Source organism: Methylobacterium sp. 285MFTsu5.1 (genome assembly GCF_000383455.1).
GTDB lineage: Bacteria > Pseudomonadota > Alphaproteobacteria > Rhizobiales > Beijerinckiaceae > Methylobacterium.
Genome location: NZ_KB911274.1, coordinates 253,961 through 268,898, shown reverse-complemented (window position 1 = coordinate 268,898; position 14,938 = coordinate 253,961). Strand labels below are relative to the sequence as shown.

Sequence of the window (14,938 nt, the reverse complement as noted above, 5' to 3'; positions counted from 1 at the left end):
CAGGCTGAATGAGCGATACGAACAACCCGGGCGACAAGACTCTGAACCGGACTTCCCCGAAGCCGCTCGGCCTCAAGCGGCCGATCGAGGCGGGCACCGTGCGTCAGAGCTTCTCCCATGGCCGCTCCAAGCAGGTCGTGGTCGAGACGGTGAAGCGCCGCGTCATCGGTGCGGCGCCGGCCGCCCCTGCCCGTGAACCCGCGCCGGCCCCACGCCCGGCGGCCCCCGCGCCGACGGCGCCGGCTCCGCGTCCGGCGCAGCGCGCCGCTTCGGGGGTCGTCCTGCGCACCCTGAGCGAGCAGGAGAGTGCGGCCCGCGCCGCCGCCCTCGCCGACGCGCAGCGCCGCGAGGCCGAGGCCCGCCGCAAGGTGGAGGCCGAGGCCGAGGCGCGCCGTCGCGAGGCCGAGGAGCAGGCCCGCCGCGAGCGCGAGGCCGCCGAGGCCCGCCGTCGCGAGGACGAGGAGCGCAAGGCCGCGGCTGCGGCCGCCGCTGCCGCGGCGGCTGACGCTGCCAAGGCCGCCGAGGCTCAGGCCGCCGCCCCCGCACCCGCGGCCGACGCCCCCGCCGCGACACCGGCCCGTCCGGCCGAGGTGCCGGCCCAGCCGGCCGCTGCCCGTCCCGCCGCCGCGGCGCCGGCGCGCCCCGCGGCAGCGCCGGCCCGTCAGCCCGAGGCGGCCCGTCCGGCCGCCGCGCGCCCAGCTGCCTCCGCCGCGGCTCCGGCCGCTCCGCGCCCGCCGCTGACGCCGCGCCCCTCCACGGGCGAGCCGCGCAAGACCATCACGGCCGACTCGCGCAAGCCGCGCGACCTCAACTTCATGGCCCGTCCGGCTCCGGCGCCCGAGCCCGAGAAGAGCGCGACGCCGGCGACCGCCGCGCGTCCCGCCGGCGCGGGGGCCGCGGCGCGCCCCGCCGGTCGCGGTGCCCAGACCAACGAGGACGAGTCCGAGACCAAGCGGGTGATCCGCCGTCCCGGCATGCCGCTCAAGATCATCGCGCCGCCGAAGACCCCGAAATCTCCGGGCGGCGACCGCAACCGCGGCCGCCTGACCATCGCCAACGCGACCTCGGGCGAGGACGAGCGCACGCGCTCGGTCGCCTCGTTCCGCCGCCGCCAGCAGCGCATGAGCGGCCGCGGCCACGTGGAGCAGAAGGAGAAGCTGTCCCGCGAGGTGACGATCCCCGAGACGATCACCATCCAGGAACTCGCCAACCGCATGTCGGAGCGGGCCGTGGACGTGATCCGTCTGCTGATGAAGCAGGGCCAGATCCACAAGATCACCGACGTGATCGATTCGGACACCGCCCAGCTCATCGCCGAGGAACTCGGCCACACGGTGCGCCGCGTCGCCGAGTCCGACGTCGAGGAGGGCCTCTCCTCCGACGAGCCGGATCTGGAGGAGGATCTCGATCCCCGTCCGCCGGTGGTCACCATCATGGGCCACGTCGACCACGGCAAGACGTCGCTGCTCGACGCGATCCGCAAGGAGAACGTGGTCGAGGGCGAGGCCGGCGGCATCACCCAGCACATCGGCGCCTATCAGGTCGCGTCGCCCTCCGGCGACATGATCACCTTCATCGACACCCCGGGCCACGCGGCGTTCACGTCGATGCGCGCCCGCGGCGCCAAGGTCACCGATATCGTGGTGATCGTGGTGGCGGCCGATGACGGCGTCATGCCCCAGACCATCGAGGCCATCCAGCACGCCAAGGCAGCCGGTGTCCCGATGATCATCGCGGTCAACAAGATCGACAAGCCGGATGCCAAGCCGGAGCGGGTCCGCACGGAGCTGCTGCAGCACGACATCCAGGTCGAGTTGATGGGCGGTGAGACCCTCGAGTTCGAGGTCTCGGCCAAGACCGGCGCCGGCCTGCCGCAGCTCCTGGAGGGCATCCAGATCCAGGCCGAGATCATGAACCTGCGCGCGAACGAGAAGCGCGACGGCGAGGGCACGGTCATCGAGGCCCAGCTCGACCGCGGCCGCGGCCCCGTGGCCACGGTCCTGGTCCAGCGCGGCACCCTGTTCACCGGCGACATCGTCGTGGCGGGCGCCGAGTGGGGCCGCGTGCGCGCCCTGATCGACGATCTCGGCGAGAACGTGCAGTACGCCGGGCCGTCGGTGCCGGTGGAGGTGCTGGGCTTCAACGGCACGCCGGATGCCGGCGACCGCGTGATCGTGGTGCCGAACGAGGCCCGCGCCCGCGAGGTCACCGAGTACCGCGCCCGTCAGAAGCGGGAGCGCCAGAACGCGCGGACCGGCGGTGCCAACCGCTCGCTGGTCGATATGATGCGCGACCTCAAGGAAGGCGCCGGCCGCAAGGAGCTGCCGGTCGTCATCAAGGGCGACGTGCAGGGCTCGGTCGAGGCGATCTCGGGCGCCCTGGAGAAGCTCGGCAACGACGAGGTCGCGGCCCGCATCCTCCTGGCCGGCGTCGGCGGCATCACCGAGTCGGACATCACCCTGGCGCAGGCGTCGAAGGCCGTCGTCATCGGCTTCAACGTGCGCGCCCACAAGGAGGCCCGCGAGGCCGCCGAGCGGGCGGGCATCGAGATCCGCTACTACAACATCATCTACGACCTCGTGGACGACATCAAAGCCACGCTGTCGGGGATGCTGCCGCCGACGCTCCGCGAGGAGCGCCTGGGCGAGGCGACGATCCAGGAGGTCTTCGAGGTCTCCAAGGTCGGCAAGGTCGCGGGTTGCCGCGTCACCGACGGCATCGTGGAGCGCGGCGCGCATGTCCGCCTCATCCGCGACAGCGTCGTGATCCACGAGGGCAAGCTCAAGACGCTCAAGCGCTTCAAGGACGACGCGAAGGAAGTCACCTCCGGTCAGGAGTGCGGCATGGCCTTCGAGAACTTCGAGAACATGCGCGCGGGCGACGTGATCGAGTGCTACCGGGTCGAGGAGATCCGCCGCACCCTCTGACGCTCCGGACTCATCCGGACAGGGCGGCCGCGGCACCTGCCGCGGCCGTCTTTTCTTTTTTCAGGACGTGCGCCGTCCGCTCCGGCGGGCCGGCCCGAGACAGAATGGCCCAGAAACCGACCTCCACCGGCCCCTCGCAGCGCCAGCAGCGCGTGGCCGAACTCGTGCGCCACGCGCTGGCCGAGGTGCTCCAGCGCGGCGATATCCAGGATCCGGTGCTCGGCACGCATGTCGTGACCGTGCCGGAGGTGCGGATGTCGCCGGACCTGAAGCTCGCCACGGCCTACGTGATGCCGCTCGGCGGCCTCGACGAGGCGCCGGTGATCGCCGCCCTGGAGCGCCACCGGAAGGTGCTGCGCCAGGAGGTGGCCCGGCGGGTGAACCTGAAATTCGCGCCGGAATTGCGGTTCCGGCGGGACGAGACCTTCGACGAGGCCGCGCGCATCGACCGGCTGCTGCGGGACGAGCGGGTCCAGCGGGACCTCGAGTCCGGGCCCGAGGACGACGAACCGGAGACCGGGACGGGGCATTGAGTCCCGATACCAAGCAGAAAGGGACGGGGCATCGACCCCGGGGGACACGCGGACATGACGGTTTCCATGGAAGATTTTCCGCCGGCCGAGCGCCAGGCTCCCCCGCCGAGCGCTGAGCGCCGCGGGCCGGAGGGGCGCCGTCCGCAGCGCGGGCCGCGTCCGGACCGGCCGAAGCGCCGGGACGTCTCGGGCTGGGTGATCCTCGACAAGCATGTCGGCATGACCTCGACCCACGCGGTCGCGGTGGTGAAGCGCGCCTTCAACGCCAAGAAGGCCGGCCACGCCGGCACCCTCGACCCGCTGGCCTCCGGCATCCTGCCGATCGCCCTCGGCGAGGCGACCAAGACCGTCCCGTTCGTGATGGACGGCCGCAAGGCCTACCGGTTCACCGTCCAGTGGGGCATCGAGACCGACACCGACGATGCCGAGGGGCGTCCCGTCGCGACGAGCGACGCCCGCCCGGACCGGACGGCGGTCGAGGCGGCGCTGCCGGCTTTCGTGGGCGCGATCGAGCAGGTACCGCCGCGCTACTCGGCCATCAAGATCCAGGGCGAGCGCGCCTACGACCTCGCCCGCGAGGGCGAGACCGTGGAGCTGGTCGCCCGGCCGGTGCAGATCGACCGACTCGCCATCGTCGAGCACGACGGCGAGCGCACCGTGATCGAGGCCGAGTGCGGCAAGGGCACCTACGTGCGGGCCCTGGCCCGCGATCTCGGCCGGATGCTCGGCTGCTACGGCCACGTGGCCGCCCTGCGCCGGACCCGCGTCGGCCCCTTCTCGGAAGCCGAGGCCTGCCCGGTCTCGGCCCTGACCGACGGCAGCCCCGAGGCGGCCCTCGCCTACCTGCGACCGGTGGAGACGGCCCTCGACGCCATCCCGGAGGTCGCGGTGTCGCGCGATCTGGGCCTGCGCCTGATGCGGGGGCAATCGGTCATCCTGCGGGGCCGCGACGCCCCGGTGGAGGGCAAGGCCTTCGCGACCTGCGCCGGGATCCTGGTCGCCGTAGGAGATGTGGAGCGCGGCGAGCTGGTCCCGCACCGGGTGTTCCACCTCGGCGGCACCGCCCCGGGCCGCAGCGCCTGACACGCCGGCTCCGCGCCGCCTGAGCGCGCGGGGCCCCGGCCGGTCCAGGCCGGGCTGAGACGAGAGCGCGCAGGCGGAACGAACCTGAGCCGTGACGCTTTGGCCCCGGCGGACGGTCCGGAATGCTGATGCGTGAACTCGACTACGACGTGGCAGTGATCGGTGCCGGGACCGCCGGAATCGCGGCCCATCGCGCCGCGACGGCGGCGGGGGCGCGGTCGGTCCTGATCGAGCGCGGCCCCGGCGGCACGACCTGCGCGCGGGTCGGCTGCATGCCCTCGAAACTCCTGATTGCCGCGGGCACCGCCGCCCACGTCGCCCGCACCGCCGACCTGTTCGGCATCCGGGTTCCGGACGTCGCGGTGGACGGGCCCGCCGTGCTGCGGCGCCTCCGCGAAGAGCGCGACCGGTTCGTCGGCAGCGTCCTCGAAGGTCTCGACGATCTCCCCGAAGACGAGCGCCTCGGCGGCACGGCGCGGTTCGAGAGCGACCGCACCCTGCTGATCGACGACGCGATCCGGATCCGCTTCCGGGCCGCGGTCATCGCCACGGGCTCGAGTCCGATCGTCCCGGAGCCCCTGCGGGTCCTCGGGGCGCACGTCCTCACCACCGACACGCTCTTCGAGATCCCCGATCTCCCGGCCTCGCTGGCCGTTCTCGGGGCCGGTGCCGTCGGGATCGAGATCGCCCAGGCCATGGCCCGGCTCGGCGTCGCCGTCACGGTCATCGACGCGGGCGACACCGTCGCCGGCCTGACCGAGCCCGACCTCGCCCGGCAGGCCGCCGCGATCTTCGGTTCGGAGATGGATCTTCACCTCGGCGCCGAGGTTCGGGACGCCGTTGCGGACAGCGACGGCGTGCGTCTCGGCTGGGTCGACCGCCACGGTCGCGACCAGGTCACGCGGGCGGCGCGGGTGCTGGCCGCCACCGGCCGTTCTCCGAACCTGGAGCCCCTCGGGCTGGAGGCGACCGGCCTTCGAATCGGCGAGACGGGCGTGCCGGACTTCGACCGGCGCAGCCTCGTCTGCGCCGGGGCACCGATCCTGATCGCCGGCGACGTCGACGGCTGGCGACCGGTGCTGCACGAGGCGAGCCGCCAGGGCACGATCGCGGGCGCCAACGCGGCCGCCCTCGTGGCGGGCCGCCCGGTCGCGACGCCGGAGCCGTGGACGAGCCTCGCGATGGTCTTCACCCATCCCCAGGCGGCGGTGATCGGCGCGCCCTACGACCCGGAGGACGATCGACGGATCGTCGGCGCCCTGGATTTCTCCGACCAGGGGCGCGCCCGCGTGGAGGGACTGAACCGCGGCGGCATGCGGATCTGGGCCGATCGGTCCGGGCGACTGCTCGGGGGCGAGATGCTCGGGCCGGCCGTGGAACACCTCGCGCACCTGCTCACGTACGCCGTCGCCGAGAAGCAGACGGCCCAGGCCGTGCATGATCGCCCGGTGTACCATCCTACGGTTGAAGAAGGGCTTATCAGTATTATGTCTAAGATCATACAGAGAAGCTGAGGCGTTGATCTTGCTGACATCACTAGCATTGCGCTCGGCCATTTCGGTCGCCATACCCGTCTGAATGAGCCGGTTTCGCTCCTGATGCCGCCCAGCCAGGCCCCCGATACGGACGTCGATCTCGACGTCATCGCGCCGGACGCGCTCGACCGCCTCGACCAGGGGGTGATCGGGCTCGATGCGGCCGGCACCGTCGTGGCCTTCAGCGAGGGCGCGAGCGCGATCTCCGGGCTGTCGCGCGATGCCGTCCTCGGGCGCGACTATTTCCGCGACGTGATGCCGGGCACCAACGTGCCGAGCTTCCGCGGCCGGTTCCTCGCGGGCGCGCGCCGCGGCGCCCTGGACGAGACCTTCGACTACGTCTTCGGCCGGCTACCGCAGCCGCTCCGGGCCCGGATCCACATGCGTCACGGCCGGATCGGCGGCACGCGCCCGGTGACGTGGCTGACCATCGATCCGGTCGAGAGCCTCGGCGCCGACCTGTCGCGCGAGGCCGTGATGGCGGCGATCGGCCGGCGGGTGCGCGCCGAGCCGGTGGATGCCAGCCTCTGCGAGCGCGAGCCGATCCACATCCCGGGCTCGATCCAGCCCAACGCCGTGATGCTCGCGGCCGATGCCGGAACCCTCCTGGTCGCGGCCTACTCGGCCAATGTCGGCGAGATCATCGACCCGATCGAGCCGCCGCTGGCGGGCCGGCCCCTGGCGGACGTGCTGCCGGCGGAGGTCGTCGCGGCGATCCGCGCGCGGCTCGCGAGCGGGACCCTCGAGGACGGCGCCTCCATCCGCCGGACCCTGACCTTCCCGGATCGCGGCGCCTATCACGCCGTCGTCCACGCCCATGCCGGCCGCGTCATCGTCGAGATGGAGCTCGAGCCGGACTCGGCCGACGATTTCGCTACGGCAAGTCAGGTCGATACCGAGCTGGCCGTCGGTCGCCTGCGCGAGGCCGGGACCCTGGCCGAGGCCGCCCGGATCGCGGCTCTCGAGATCCGGGCCCTGACCGGCTTCGAGGCGGTGCTGGTCTACCGCTTCGACCCGGACTGGAACGGCGAGGCCGTGGCCGAGGACAAGGTGCCGGGCTGGTCGCGCAGCCTGCTGGGCCTGCGTTTCCCCGCCTCCGACATTCCCGCCCAGGCCCGGGCCCTCTACACCAAGGCCAAGAGCCGCTTCGTCATCGACCGTGACAGCGTCCCGGTCGGGCTGGTCTCGGCCCCTGGCGCCGGCAACGGCCCGATCGACCTGACCTTCGCCCAGCACCGCACGCTCTCGCCGATCCACTTGGAGTACCAGCGCAACCTCGGCGTGAACGGGTCCATGTCGATCTCGATCATGGTCGAGGGGCGGCTGTGGGGCCTGATGATCGGCCACCACCGCCGCCCGCACTACGTCACGCCGGAGACGCGCGCGGCCGCCACGGTGCTCACCGACGCCTTCGCCATGCGGGTGCAGGAGATCGAGTCGCGCCGCCTCTGGGCCGAGCGGCAGGCGCATCTCGACGTCGAGGGGCGCCTCGTGCGCGGCCTGACGCGATCCGACGACTTCGTGGCCGCCCTGACGGCCGGGACGACGACGCTGCTCGACCTGTTCAGCGCCACCGGCGCCGGCATCGTCTCGGGCGAGCGGGTCACGCTGATCGGCCGGACGCCGCCGGCCGAGATGGTGGCGGCGATCGCTAGCTGGCTGCGGGCGCGCGTGCCGGAGGGCGAGGTCGTCTACAGCAGCGACAGCTTCGGCGCCGATTTTCCGGAGGCCGGGCCGCATCGCGAGATCGCCAGCGGCCTGCTCGCGGCCTTCGTGGACGATTCGCGCGAGAACTTGCTGGTTTGGTTCCGGCCCGAGGTGCCCAGCACGGTCACGTGGGGCGGCGACCCGCGCAAGCCCGTGCTCGCCGGAAGCGGTCCCGTGGCGGTGCTGCCCCGCCGCTCGTTCGAGCGCTGGGTCGAGGAGCGCACCGGCTTCGCCGCGCCGTTCGCGGAATGGCAGGTCCAACTGGCTGGCTCCCTGGCCGAGGCGGTCGAGGGCGTGGTGCTGCGCCAGCGGCGCAAGATCGACGAGCTCACCGGCCTGCTCGCCGAGAAGGAGCGTCTGCTCGAGCAGAAGGACCTGCTCACGCGGGAGATCGACCACCGGGTCAAGAACTCCCTGCAGATCGTCTCGGCCTTCCTGCAGATGCAGCGGCGCCAGATCGCCGACGGCGAGGCCCGGCAGGCCTTCGCCGACACCTCCGCGCGGGTGATGAGCGTCGCGCGGGTGCACGACAGCCTGTACCAGGCGGATCGGTTCGACGAGGTCGATCTCGGCCAGACCATCGAGAGCCTGTGCAACGACCTCGCGGGGCTGGCCGGCGACGGGCACGCGGTCGACCTGTCGGCGGAGCCCGGACTGATGGTGCCCTACCGCAAGGCCGTGGCGCTCTCGCTGATCGCCACGGAACTCGTCACCAACGCCTTCAAATACGCGGCCAACCCGGCGGGCATCGGCCGCGTCGAGGTCAGAGTCTCGGCCTCCGGCCCCGGCGAGATCCAGCTGCGCGTCTGCGACGACGGGGCCGGCCTGCCCGACGACTGGGCGGACGCCAAGGCGCGGAGCAAGGGCTCCGGCCTGGGCATGAAGCTGATCCGGGCGATGCTCGACCAGATCAACGCCAAGCTCACCGTCGCCAACACTCCCGGCGCCTGCTTCACGATCACCGCGTGAGATCCCGCGAAGGCCTGCACGCGCGGCTGCGCGCCGCGACCGATCCGGCCCACCGGGCGCTGGAGGCGTCCCTCGACTGGCAGGCGCGGGTGGCGACGCTCGGCGGCTACCGGGAGCTGCTGGGACGCCTCTACGGCTTCCACGCGGTCTGGGAATCGGCCATCGGGTCCGGGCTCGCCGACGAGCCGTTCCTGGCGCCGCGCCGCCGACTCGCGCTCCTCGCGGCCGACCTCGTCCATCTCGGCCTTCAGCCCGGCGCGGTCGCGGCGCTCCCGAGACCGGCCGCTCCGGTTCTCCGCGGGCCGGCCGCCGCCACGGGCGCGCTCTACGTGCTGGAGGGATCGACCCTCGGCGGGCAGCTGATCGGCCGCCACATCGCCGGCCTGCACGGCTTCTCCGACGCGGGGCTCGCCTATTACCGGGCGCACGGGCCCGCCGCGGGGGCGATGTGGGCCGCCTTCCGCACGCGCCTGGACGCGTTCGGCGACGACCCGGCCGCGGAGGCCGCGCTCACCGGCGCGGCCTTGTCGACCTTCGCGGCGATGCGCGCGTGGCTCTGCCCGGTCCCGGAGCTGCCGGCCGCCGCCTGAGCCGCTCAGGCGGCGACGAGGGCGTCCCGCTCCGCCGCCAGATGGAGCATCAGCCGCTCGACGAGCCGCCCCGGTGGCCGGCCCGCCGGCCGGAGCAGCAGCGTCTCGATGGGAATCTCGGGCCGGAACGGCCGCAGCACGATGGGCAGCCCGCCGAGCGCCCGTGCCGGGACCGGATCGACGATGGCGGCGCCGAGTCCCTCGGCGACGAGGCCGCAGCGGGCCGCCGTGTACTCGGCCATCAGGGCGAAGCGCGGCGTCGCGCCGGCGCTCGCGAAGGCCGCCTCGGTGGCCGCCTGCACGGGGCTCGACCCGGCCGCGATCAGCGGCACCCCGGCGAGATCCGCCGCCGTGACGACGCGCCGGCGGACCAGGGCGTGCCCGCGGGGCAGCGCGCACACGGCCGCGACCCGCAGGAACGGCTCGGCGCTCACCCCGGCATGGCCGGAGCGCGGCCGGGCGAGGCCGAGGTCACACTGGCCCGAGGCGGTCCACGACCAGATCGTGTCTGGGCTGGGGACGTGGACCGAGATGCGCAGATCCGGGCATTCCGCGTCGAGGCGGCGAATGGCGCGCGGCAGCAATCCGGCGGCCAGGGAGGGCTGGCAGGCGACGCGCAATCCGCCGGTGCCGCGCTCGCGGATCCGGCGCGCGGCCTGCTGCAGGTGATCGAGGCCCGCGTAGGTCTGCGCGACCTCCTGGGCGAAGGCCTCGCCCTCCGGGGTCGGGAACGCGTTGCCGTGCCCGCGCACGAACAGCGCGAAGCCGAGGGCCGCCTCCAGCTGCGCGATGGCGCGGCTGATATGGGGCTGCCCGATGCCCAGGACCTCGCCGGCCCGCGTCATGCCGCCGTGGCGCATCACGGCGCGGAAGAGGTCGAGATGTGCGGGGTTCATCATGCCGAAACTGCATGGACGCGGGTCAGCGCGGCATTTGACGGCATCGGCCGGGACGGTTGTCAATGCCGCCCGCCGTCCCGACCCCGAGGCCCGTCCCGCAATGCTCGCCTTCGCGCTCTCCGCCCTGCTCGCCGTGCTGGCGGGCGCCGGACTCGTCTTGCAGCAGATCCTGAACGCGAATCTCCGCGCGGGCCTCGACTCCGCGTCCTGGGCCGGCGTCTCCAGCTACGCGGTCGGGCTCGCCTGCATGGCGCTCCTCGCCGCCGCCTTGCGCGACCCGGTGCCGACGGCCGGCGTGGCGGAGCGCATCCCGTGGTGGACCTGGAGCGGCGGCCTGTTCGGCGCGGTGTTCATCGGCCTCGCGATCCTGCTGGTCCCGAAGCTCGGCGCCGCGACCTTCTTCGCGCTCCTCGTCACGGGCCAGATGGTCGCCTCGGTGCTGTTCGACCACGCCGGCCTGCTCGGCCTCGCGCAGCGGCCCGTCGACCTGCCGCGCCTCCTGGGGATCGCGCTCCTGATCGGCGGCGTCGTGCTGATCCGCCGCTAGAGCCGTGCGCGATCGCGCTGCAACCGAGCACGGCTCCAAGCCTTTGTCTTGACACGCTCTCTTGCGCCGGACCGGTATCCACTTCGGCGGAGAGCGCTCCAGGGCCGGATCACGGCGTCTCGGCCAGCAGGCCCTCGACGAAGGGGGCGAGGCCGGTGCGGCGCGCCCGCCGGAGGCGCTCGGCCGCCAGGATCCCCTGGAGGGCCCGGAAGGCGTTCTGCAGATCGTCGTTGACGATGACGTAGTCGTACTCGACCCAGCGCTGGATCTCGGTCCGGGCGTTGGCGAGACGCTTCTCGATCGTCTCGGCGGAATCCTCCGCCCGGCGCTCCAGGCGCTGGCGCAGCTCGGCCATGCTGGGCGGCAGGATGAAGACCGTCACCACGTCCTGGGCGAGCTTGGAGCGCACCTGCCGCGTGCCCTGGTAGTCGATGTCGAAGATCATGTCCCGGCCGGAGCCGAGCACCTTCTCCACCGGCCGCCGGGGCGTGCCGTAGAAGTTGCCGTGGACCTCGGCCCATTCGAGCAGGTCGTCGCGCTCGCGCAGGTCGTCGAACGCCTCGCGCTCGATGAAGTGGTAGTGCCGCCCGTCGATCTCGGAGGGCCGCCGCCCCCGCGTGGTCACCGAGATCGACAGGTCGAGCGCCCAGCTCGGATCCTGCGCGATCGCCCGCGTCAGGGTGGTCTTTCCCGCGCCCGAAGGCGAGGAGAGGATCAGGATCAACCCGCGCCGCGCGATCGAGTCGGAGACGCTCCCGGCCGGCTCGGTCATGCGCGTGGCTCCCCGACGTTTCGCATCCGTATCCTCACGTCCCGATCCGGCATCGTGCCCGGCATCATTCGATGTTCTGCACCTGCTCGCGGAACTGCTCGACCACGGCCTTCAGGTCGAGTCCGATCCGCGACAGGCTGATATCGTTGGCCTTGGCGCACAGGGTGTTGGCCTCGCGGCCGAATTCCTGGGCCAGGAAGTCCAGCCGCCGGCCGATCGCGCCACTGGCCGCCAGCAGGTCCCGGGCGCTCGCCACGTGGGCGCGGAGCCGGTCCAGCTCCTCGCGGACATCTGCCTTGCCGGCGAGCAGCATCGCCTCCTGGTGCAGGCGGTCCGGGTCGAGGCCGCTGCCGCCGAGGGCCGCGACGGCCGCCTCCAGCCGTGCCCGCACGGCCTCGGGCTGGCGGGCCGGGTTCTCCTCGGCCGCCTGGGTCAGCGCGGCGATCCGGTCGACCTGAGCGGTGACGACCTGCTCGAGCTGGCGCCCCTCGGCGCGGCGCGCCTCGACGAGATCCGCGACCAGCTGGACCACGCCCGCGGCCAGGTCCCGGGCGAGGGTGTCGGTGTCGGCCGCCTCGTCCTCGACCTCGATCACGCCGCGCACGCCGAGCAGCCCGTCCATCGTGGCGGGGGCCACGCCCTCGGGGACCGGCACCCGGGCCACCGCCTGGGCGAGGCTCGCCAGGAGGGTCTCGTTGATCCGCACCCGCGCGGTCGTCTCCGGCTTGGTGAGGGTCAGCGTCAACTGGCACTGCCCGCGGGTGAGTGTCTTCTGGAGCGCGGTGCGCGCGGTCTCGCCGAGCCCGTCATAGCCGGCCGGCACGCGGGTGCGCACGTCGAGGCCGCGCCCGTTGACGCTGCGGACCTCCCAGGCCCAGTGCACCGGTCCGGCACTGCCCGCCGTCCGGGCGAAACCGGTCATGCTCGCGATCTGGGCCACGCCGACCCCCGTCCCCGTGAAGATCGGGGCCTGTAGCACGGATCACTCCGGTGGGAAGAGGCCGGTCGCCGCCGTCGCCGCGTCGCGAGGCGCGTCGGGCGCGCGTCGGACGCGCCGCGCGCCCGGCCATCTCGGGCGGCGCCGTGCAGTCGAGCGGCACCCGGCACGCTGTTGGGACCGGTAGGGCCGCCCGCCCGCGACGCGGGCCCCGTCCGCCGTCGCCCGCGCGGTCGCGGTGGTCACGTTTTCACTTTCGTGTCGCGCGGCCGACGTTGCATTCCGCAGTGAAGGTGTGCTCGAAATCCCGCTCGTCTGCACATGAACTCGGATGGCGCATGCCGCGATCAGTATTGGGGAGGACCGCGCTCACGCCGTTCGGGATGTCCGCGCTGGGCGTCGGCATCTGGGAGGATGCGCCGCACACGGGATGCGTGCGCGGGGACGCGACGATGGCGCGGATCTTCGGCCTGACCGAGACCGAGGCGGCGGACGGCATCACCTGGGAGCAGCTCTCCGCGCTCTTCCACCCGGAGGACCTCGCCCGGGACCAGAGCGAGCGCCGTCGCGTCCGCGAGGAGGGCGGTCTCTTCGCCTGGGAGCACCGCATCGTGCCCGCGCCGGGCGTCGTGCGCTGGGTCCTGGCGCGGGGCCGGTTCGAGCGCCGCGCGGACGGGCACATCTACGGTCGGGGCATCGTGATCGACATCACCGACAGCCGGGTCGACGGCCCGTACGAGCCGCCGGTCGGTTTTCTCGGGGCTCCGACCGAGCCGGGGACCGCCGTCGAGCGGATGGCCGATTACGCGATGCGCCTGTGGGAGCTGGTCGGCGATCTTGGGCCCGGGGAGGCGACGCGGGTGCAGCCGCTGCTCGAGGCGCTGCTCTACGAGCTGGGACGGCAGATCGCGGCCTCGCTGTCGGGCGAGCCGCCAGAGGCGCCGCGGCGCCCGCGGAACCCGCGGGCGCATTGAGGGCGGCCCCGACGGCGCCGAAGCCGGCGGCGCGGACCGGCGCCGCTGCCTAGCGGCGGCCGCGCGGCGCCGGTGCCGGCTCGCTCAGGGTCGGGACCGTCTTGGGCGAGCCCAGATCGTAGCTGCGGTTCTTGAGGGGATCGAGGCGGGTGCCCTCGGACGCGTCGAAGGCGCGCGTGCCCGGTGTGCCGGTATCCAGGGCGAAGGCCGCGTTGGTGTTGATCCCGTTGCCCGCGGGGGCGCCGCCCGGCGCGTAGGCCGAGGCGCGGCCCGGCGTGGTCGAGTCCGGGCCCGGCTCGACCTTGTCGACGGCGTCCGGCGGCGCCTGCCGGCTCTTCTCGACCGCCCGCCAGCGGGCGACGTTGCGCTGGTGCGCCTCGAGGGAATCGGCGAAGGCGTGGCCGCCGGTGCCGTCCGCGACGAAGTACAGGTCCTTGGTCCGGGAGGGGTTGGCCACTGCCTCCAGGGCGGCGCGGCCGGGATTGGCGATCGGCCCCGGCGGCAGGCCCTCGATCACGTAGGTGTTGTAGGGGGTCGGCCGGTCGATCTCGGAGCGCAGGATCCCGCGGCCGAGGGTGCCGCGCCCGCCCACGAGCCCGTAGACGATCGTGGGATCGGATTGCAGCTTCATCCGCTTGTTGAGGCGGTTGATGAAGACGCCGGCCACCCGGGGCCGCTCGTCGGCGCGGCCGGTCTCCTTCTCGACGATGGAGGCGAGGGTCACCATCTCGGCCGGGGTCCGCACCGGCACGTCGGCGCTGCGCCGCAGCCAGATCTGGTTCAGGACCTCGCGCTGCTTGGCCTTCATCAGGTTGACGATCTGCTGCCGGGTGGCGCCGCGCTCGAACTTGTAGGTGTCCGGCAGGAGCGAGCCTTCCGGGGGGATCTCGTTGATCTCGCCAGCGAGCACGTCGTTGTCGTTGAGGCGGGTGACGATCTGCTCGGAGGTCAGGCCCTCCGGGAAGGTGATGGCGTGCTGGACCTGCCGGCCCGTGGCGATCGTGTCGAGCGCGTCGGAGATGCTCGCGTGCGCCTTGAAGACGTACTCGCCGGCCCGCAGCGCCGGCCGGCCGCCGAAGCGGGCGGCGAACTCGAACAGGCCGGTATGGTCGATCACGCCCTCGCGCTTCAGGGTCTCGGCGATCTCGGCCGTTCCGCTGTGGGTCGGGATGACCACGACCTTGTCGGCCGCGAGCGGGCCCGGCTCGCGCACCTGCCGCTGGAACAGCGTGATCCCGATCATCGCCGCGATGGCGATGACGACCGCGAAGGTCAGGGCGCCGCTGATCAGGCCCACGAGGCCGCTCCGCTCGCGCTCGGGCTTCTCCGGCGGCGGGGGCGCGACGGTCGGCTTGATCGCCTCGCCGGGCGAGCGCGGCGACAGCCGCTGCGGCAGGGCGGGCTCGTCCGTCGGATCCTGCGCGGCGGTCTCGGGCGCGGGCGTCTTTGAGCGGCGGAAGAACAT

At 73.2% G+C, this 14,938-nt stretch carries 12 protein-coding genes; 8 read left to right on the top strand and 4 right to left on the bottom strand.

Annotated features, from left to right (window positions below; all coding sequences use genetic code 11):
• Positions 1 to 8 precede the first annotated feature (8 nt).
• From infB to H288_RS0111370, 6 genes are all read left to right on the top strand, one after another.
• Positions 9 to 2,927, top strand: a complete 2,919-nt coding sequence (gene infB, locus H288_RS0111395) for a translation initiation factor IF-2 (protein ID WP_020092716.1) — start codon at positions 9 to 11, stop codon at positions 2,925 to 2,927.
• A gap of 104 nt (positions 2,928 to 3,031) precedes the next feature.
• On the top strand, positions 3,032 to 3,460 hold the full coding sequence (gene rbfA, locus H288_RS0111390) for a 30S ribosome-binding factor RbfA (protein WP_020092715.1): 429 nt from the start codon (positions 3,032 to 3,034) through the stop codon (positions 3,458 to 3,460).
• Positions 3,461 to 3,514: 54 nt separating this feature from the next.
• A complete protein-coding gene (truB, locus tag H288_RS0111385; RefSeq protein ID WP_103984957.1) occupies positions 3,515 to 4,543 on the top strand; it encodes a tRNA pseudouridine(55) synthase TruB in 1,029 nt (342 codons plus the stop codon).
• A 128-nt stretch (positions 4,544 to 4,671) separates the two neighbouring features.
• Positions 4,672 to 6,057, top strand: coding sequence for a dihydrolipoyl dehydrogenase (locus H288_RS0111380; RefSeq protein WP_026604855.1), 1,386 nt, complete (start codon positions 4,672 to 4,674; stop codon positions 6,055 to 6,057).
• A gap of 84 nt (positions 6,058 to 6,141) precedes the next feature.
• Positions 6,142 to 8,754 carry a histidine kinase dimerization/phosphoacceptor domain -containing protein gene (locus H288_RS0111375; RefSeq protein ID WP_020092712.1) on the top strand — a complete coding sequence of 871 codons (2,613 nt, stop codon included), beginning with the start codon at positions 6,142 to 6,144 and terminating at the stop codon, positions 8,752 to 8,754.
• Positions 8,751 to 9,344 (top strand): biliverdin-producing heme oxygenase, encoded by a 594-nt coding sequence (locus H288_RS0111370; protein ID WP_020092711.1) that lies wholly within the window; start codon positions 8,751 to 8,753, stop codon positions 9,342 to 9,344. Before H288_RS0111375 ends, H288_RS0111370 begins: the two co-directional genes overlap by 4 nt.
• A 5-nt stretch (positions 9,345 to 9,349) precedes the next feature.
• Here the strand turns inward: H288_RS0111370 and H288_RS0111365 are convergent, their stop codons facing one another.
• Positions 9,350 to 10,243 carry a LysR family transcriptional regulator gene (locus tag H288_RS0111365; RefSeq protein WP_020092710.1) on the bottom strand — a complete coding sequence of 298 codons (894 nt, stop codon included), beginning with the start codon at positions 10,241 to 10,243 and terminating at the stop codon, positions 9,350 to 9,352.
• 100 nt (positions 10,244 to 10,343) lie between these two features.
• Between H288_RS0111365 and H288_RS0111360 the strand changes: the two genes are divergently transcribed.
• Positions 10,344 to 10,790, top strand: a complete 447-nt coding sequence (locus H288_RS0111360) for a DMT family transporter (RefSeq protein ID WP_020092709.1) — start codon at positions 10,344 to 10,346, stop codon at positions 10,788 to 10,790.
• Positions 10,791 to 10,899: 109 nt separating this feature from the next.
• On the opposite strand, the gene gmk is transcribed toward H288_RS0111360, so the two are convergent.
• On the bottom strand, positions 10,900 to 11,562 hold the full coding sequence (gene gmk, locus H288_RS0111355) for a guanylate kinase (RefSeq protein WP_020092708.1): 663 nt from the start codon (positions 11,560 to 11,562) through the stop codon (positions 10,900 to 10,902).
• A 64-nt stretch (positions 11,563 to 11,626) separates the two neighbouring features.
• The gene (locus H288_RS0111350; protein WP_042671436.1) at positions 11,627 to 12,484 is read right to left on the bottom strand and encodes a YicC/YloC family endoribonuclease; all 858 of its coding nucleotides are present in this window, start codon (positions 12,482 to 12,484) and stop codon (positions 11,627 to 11,629) included.
• Between the two features lie 353 nt (positions 12,485 to 12,837).
• Here H288_RS0111350 and H288_RS0111345 point away from each other — a divergent pair, with 353 nt between their 5' ends.
• Positions 12,838 to 13,473 carry a PAS domain-containing protein gene (locus tag H288_RS0111345; RefSeq protein WP_043712453.1) on the top strand — a complete coding sequence of 212 codons (636 nt, stop codon included), beginning with the start codon at positions 12,838 to 12,840 and terminating at the stop codon, positions 13,471 to 13,473.
• A 49-nt stretch (positions 13,474 to 13,522) separates the two neighbouring features.
• On the opposite strand, the gene mltG is transcribed toward H288_RS0111345, so the two are convergent.
• Positions 13,523 to 14,938, bottom strand: a complete 1,416-nt coding sequence (gene mltG / locus H288_RS0111340) for an endolytic transglycosylase MltG (RefSeq protein WP_020092705.1) — start codon at positions 14,936 to 14,938, stop codon at positions 13,523 to 13,525.

Coding starts and splice junctions, on each gene's coding strand:
- H288_RS0111345 (WP_043712453.1), top strand. CDS start 12,838: ATGCCGCGATCAGTATTGGGGAGGACCGCGCTCACGCCGTTCGGGATG.
- mltG (WP_020092705.1), bottom strand. CDS start 14,938: ATGTTCTTCCGCCGCTCAAAGACGCCCGCGCCCGAGACCGCCGCGCAG.
- gmk (WP_020092708.1), bottom strand. CDS start 11,562: ATGACCGAGCCGGCCGGGAGCGTCTCCGACTCGATCGCGCGGCGCGGG.
- H288_RS0111350 (WP_042671436.1), bottom strand. CDS start 12,484: ATGACCGGTTTCGCCCGGACGGCGGGCAGTGCCGGACCGGTGCACTGG.
- infB (WP_020092716.1), top strand. CDS start 9: ATGAGCGATACGAACAACCCGGGCGACAAGACTCTGAACCGGACTTCC.
- rbfA (WP_020092715.1), top strand. CDS start 3,032: ATGGCCCAGAAACCGACCTCCACCGGCCCCTCGCAGCGCCAGCAGCGC.
- H288_RS0111360 (WP_020092709.1), top strand. CDS start 10,344: ATGCTCGCCTTCGCGCTCTCCGCCCTGCTCGCCGTGCTGGCGGGCGCC.
- H288_RS0111375 (WP_020092712.1), top strand. CDS start 6,142: ATGCCGCCCAGCCAGGCCCCCGATACGGACGTCGATCTCGACGTCATC.
- H288_RS0111365 (WP_020092710.1), bottom strand. CDS start 10,243: ATGATGAACCCCGCACATCTCGACCTCTTCCGCGCCGTGATGCGCCAC.
- H288_RS0111380 (WP_026604855.1), top strand. CDS start 4,672: ATGCGTGAACTCGACTACGACGTGGCAGTGATCGGTGCCGGGACCGCC.
- truB (WP_103984957.1), top strand. CDS start 3,515: ATGACGGTTTCCATGGAAGATTTTCCGCCGGCCGAGCGCCAGGCTCCC.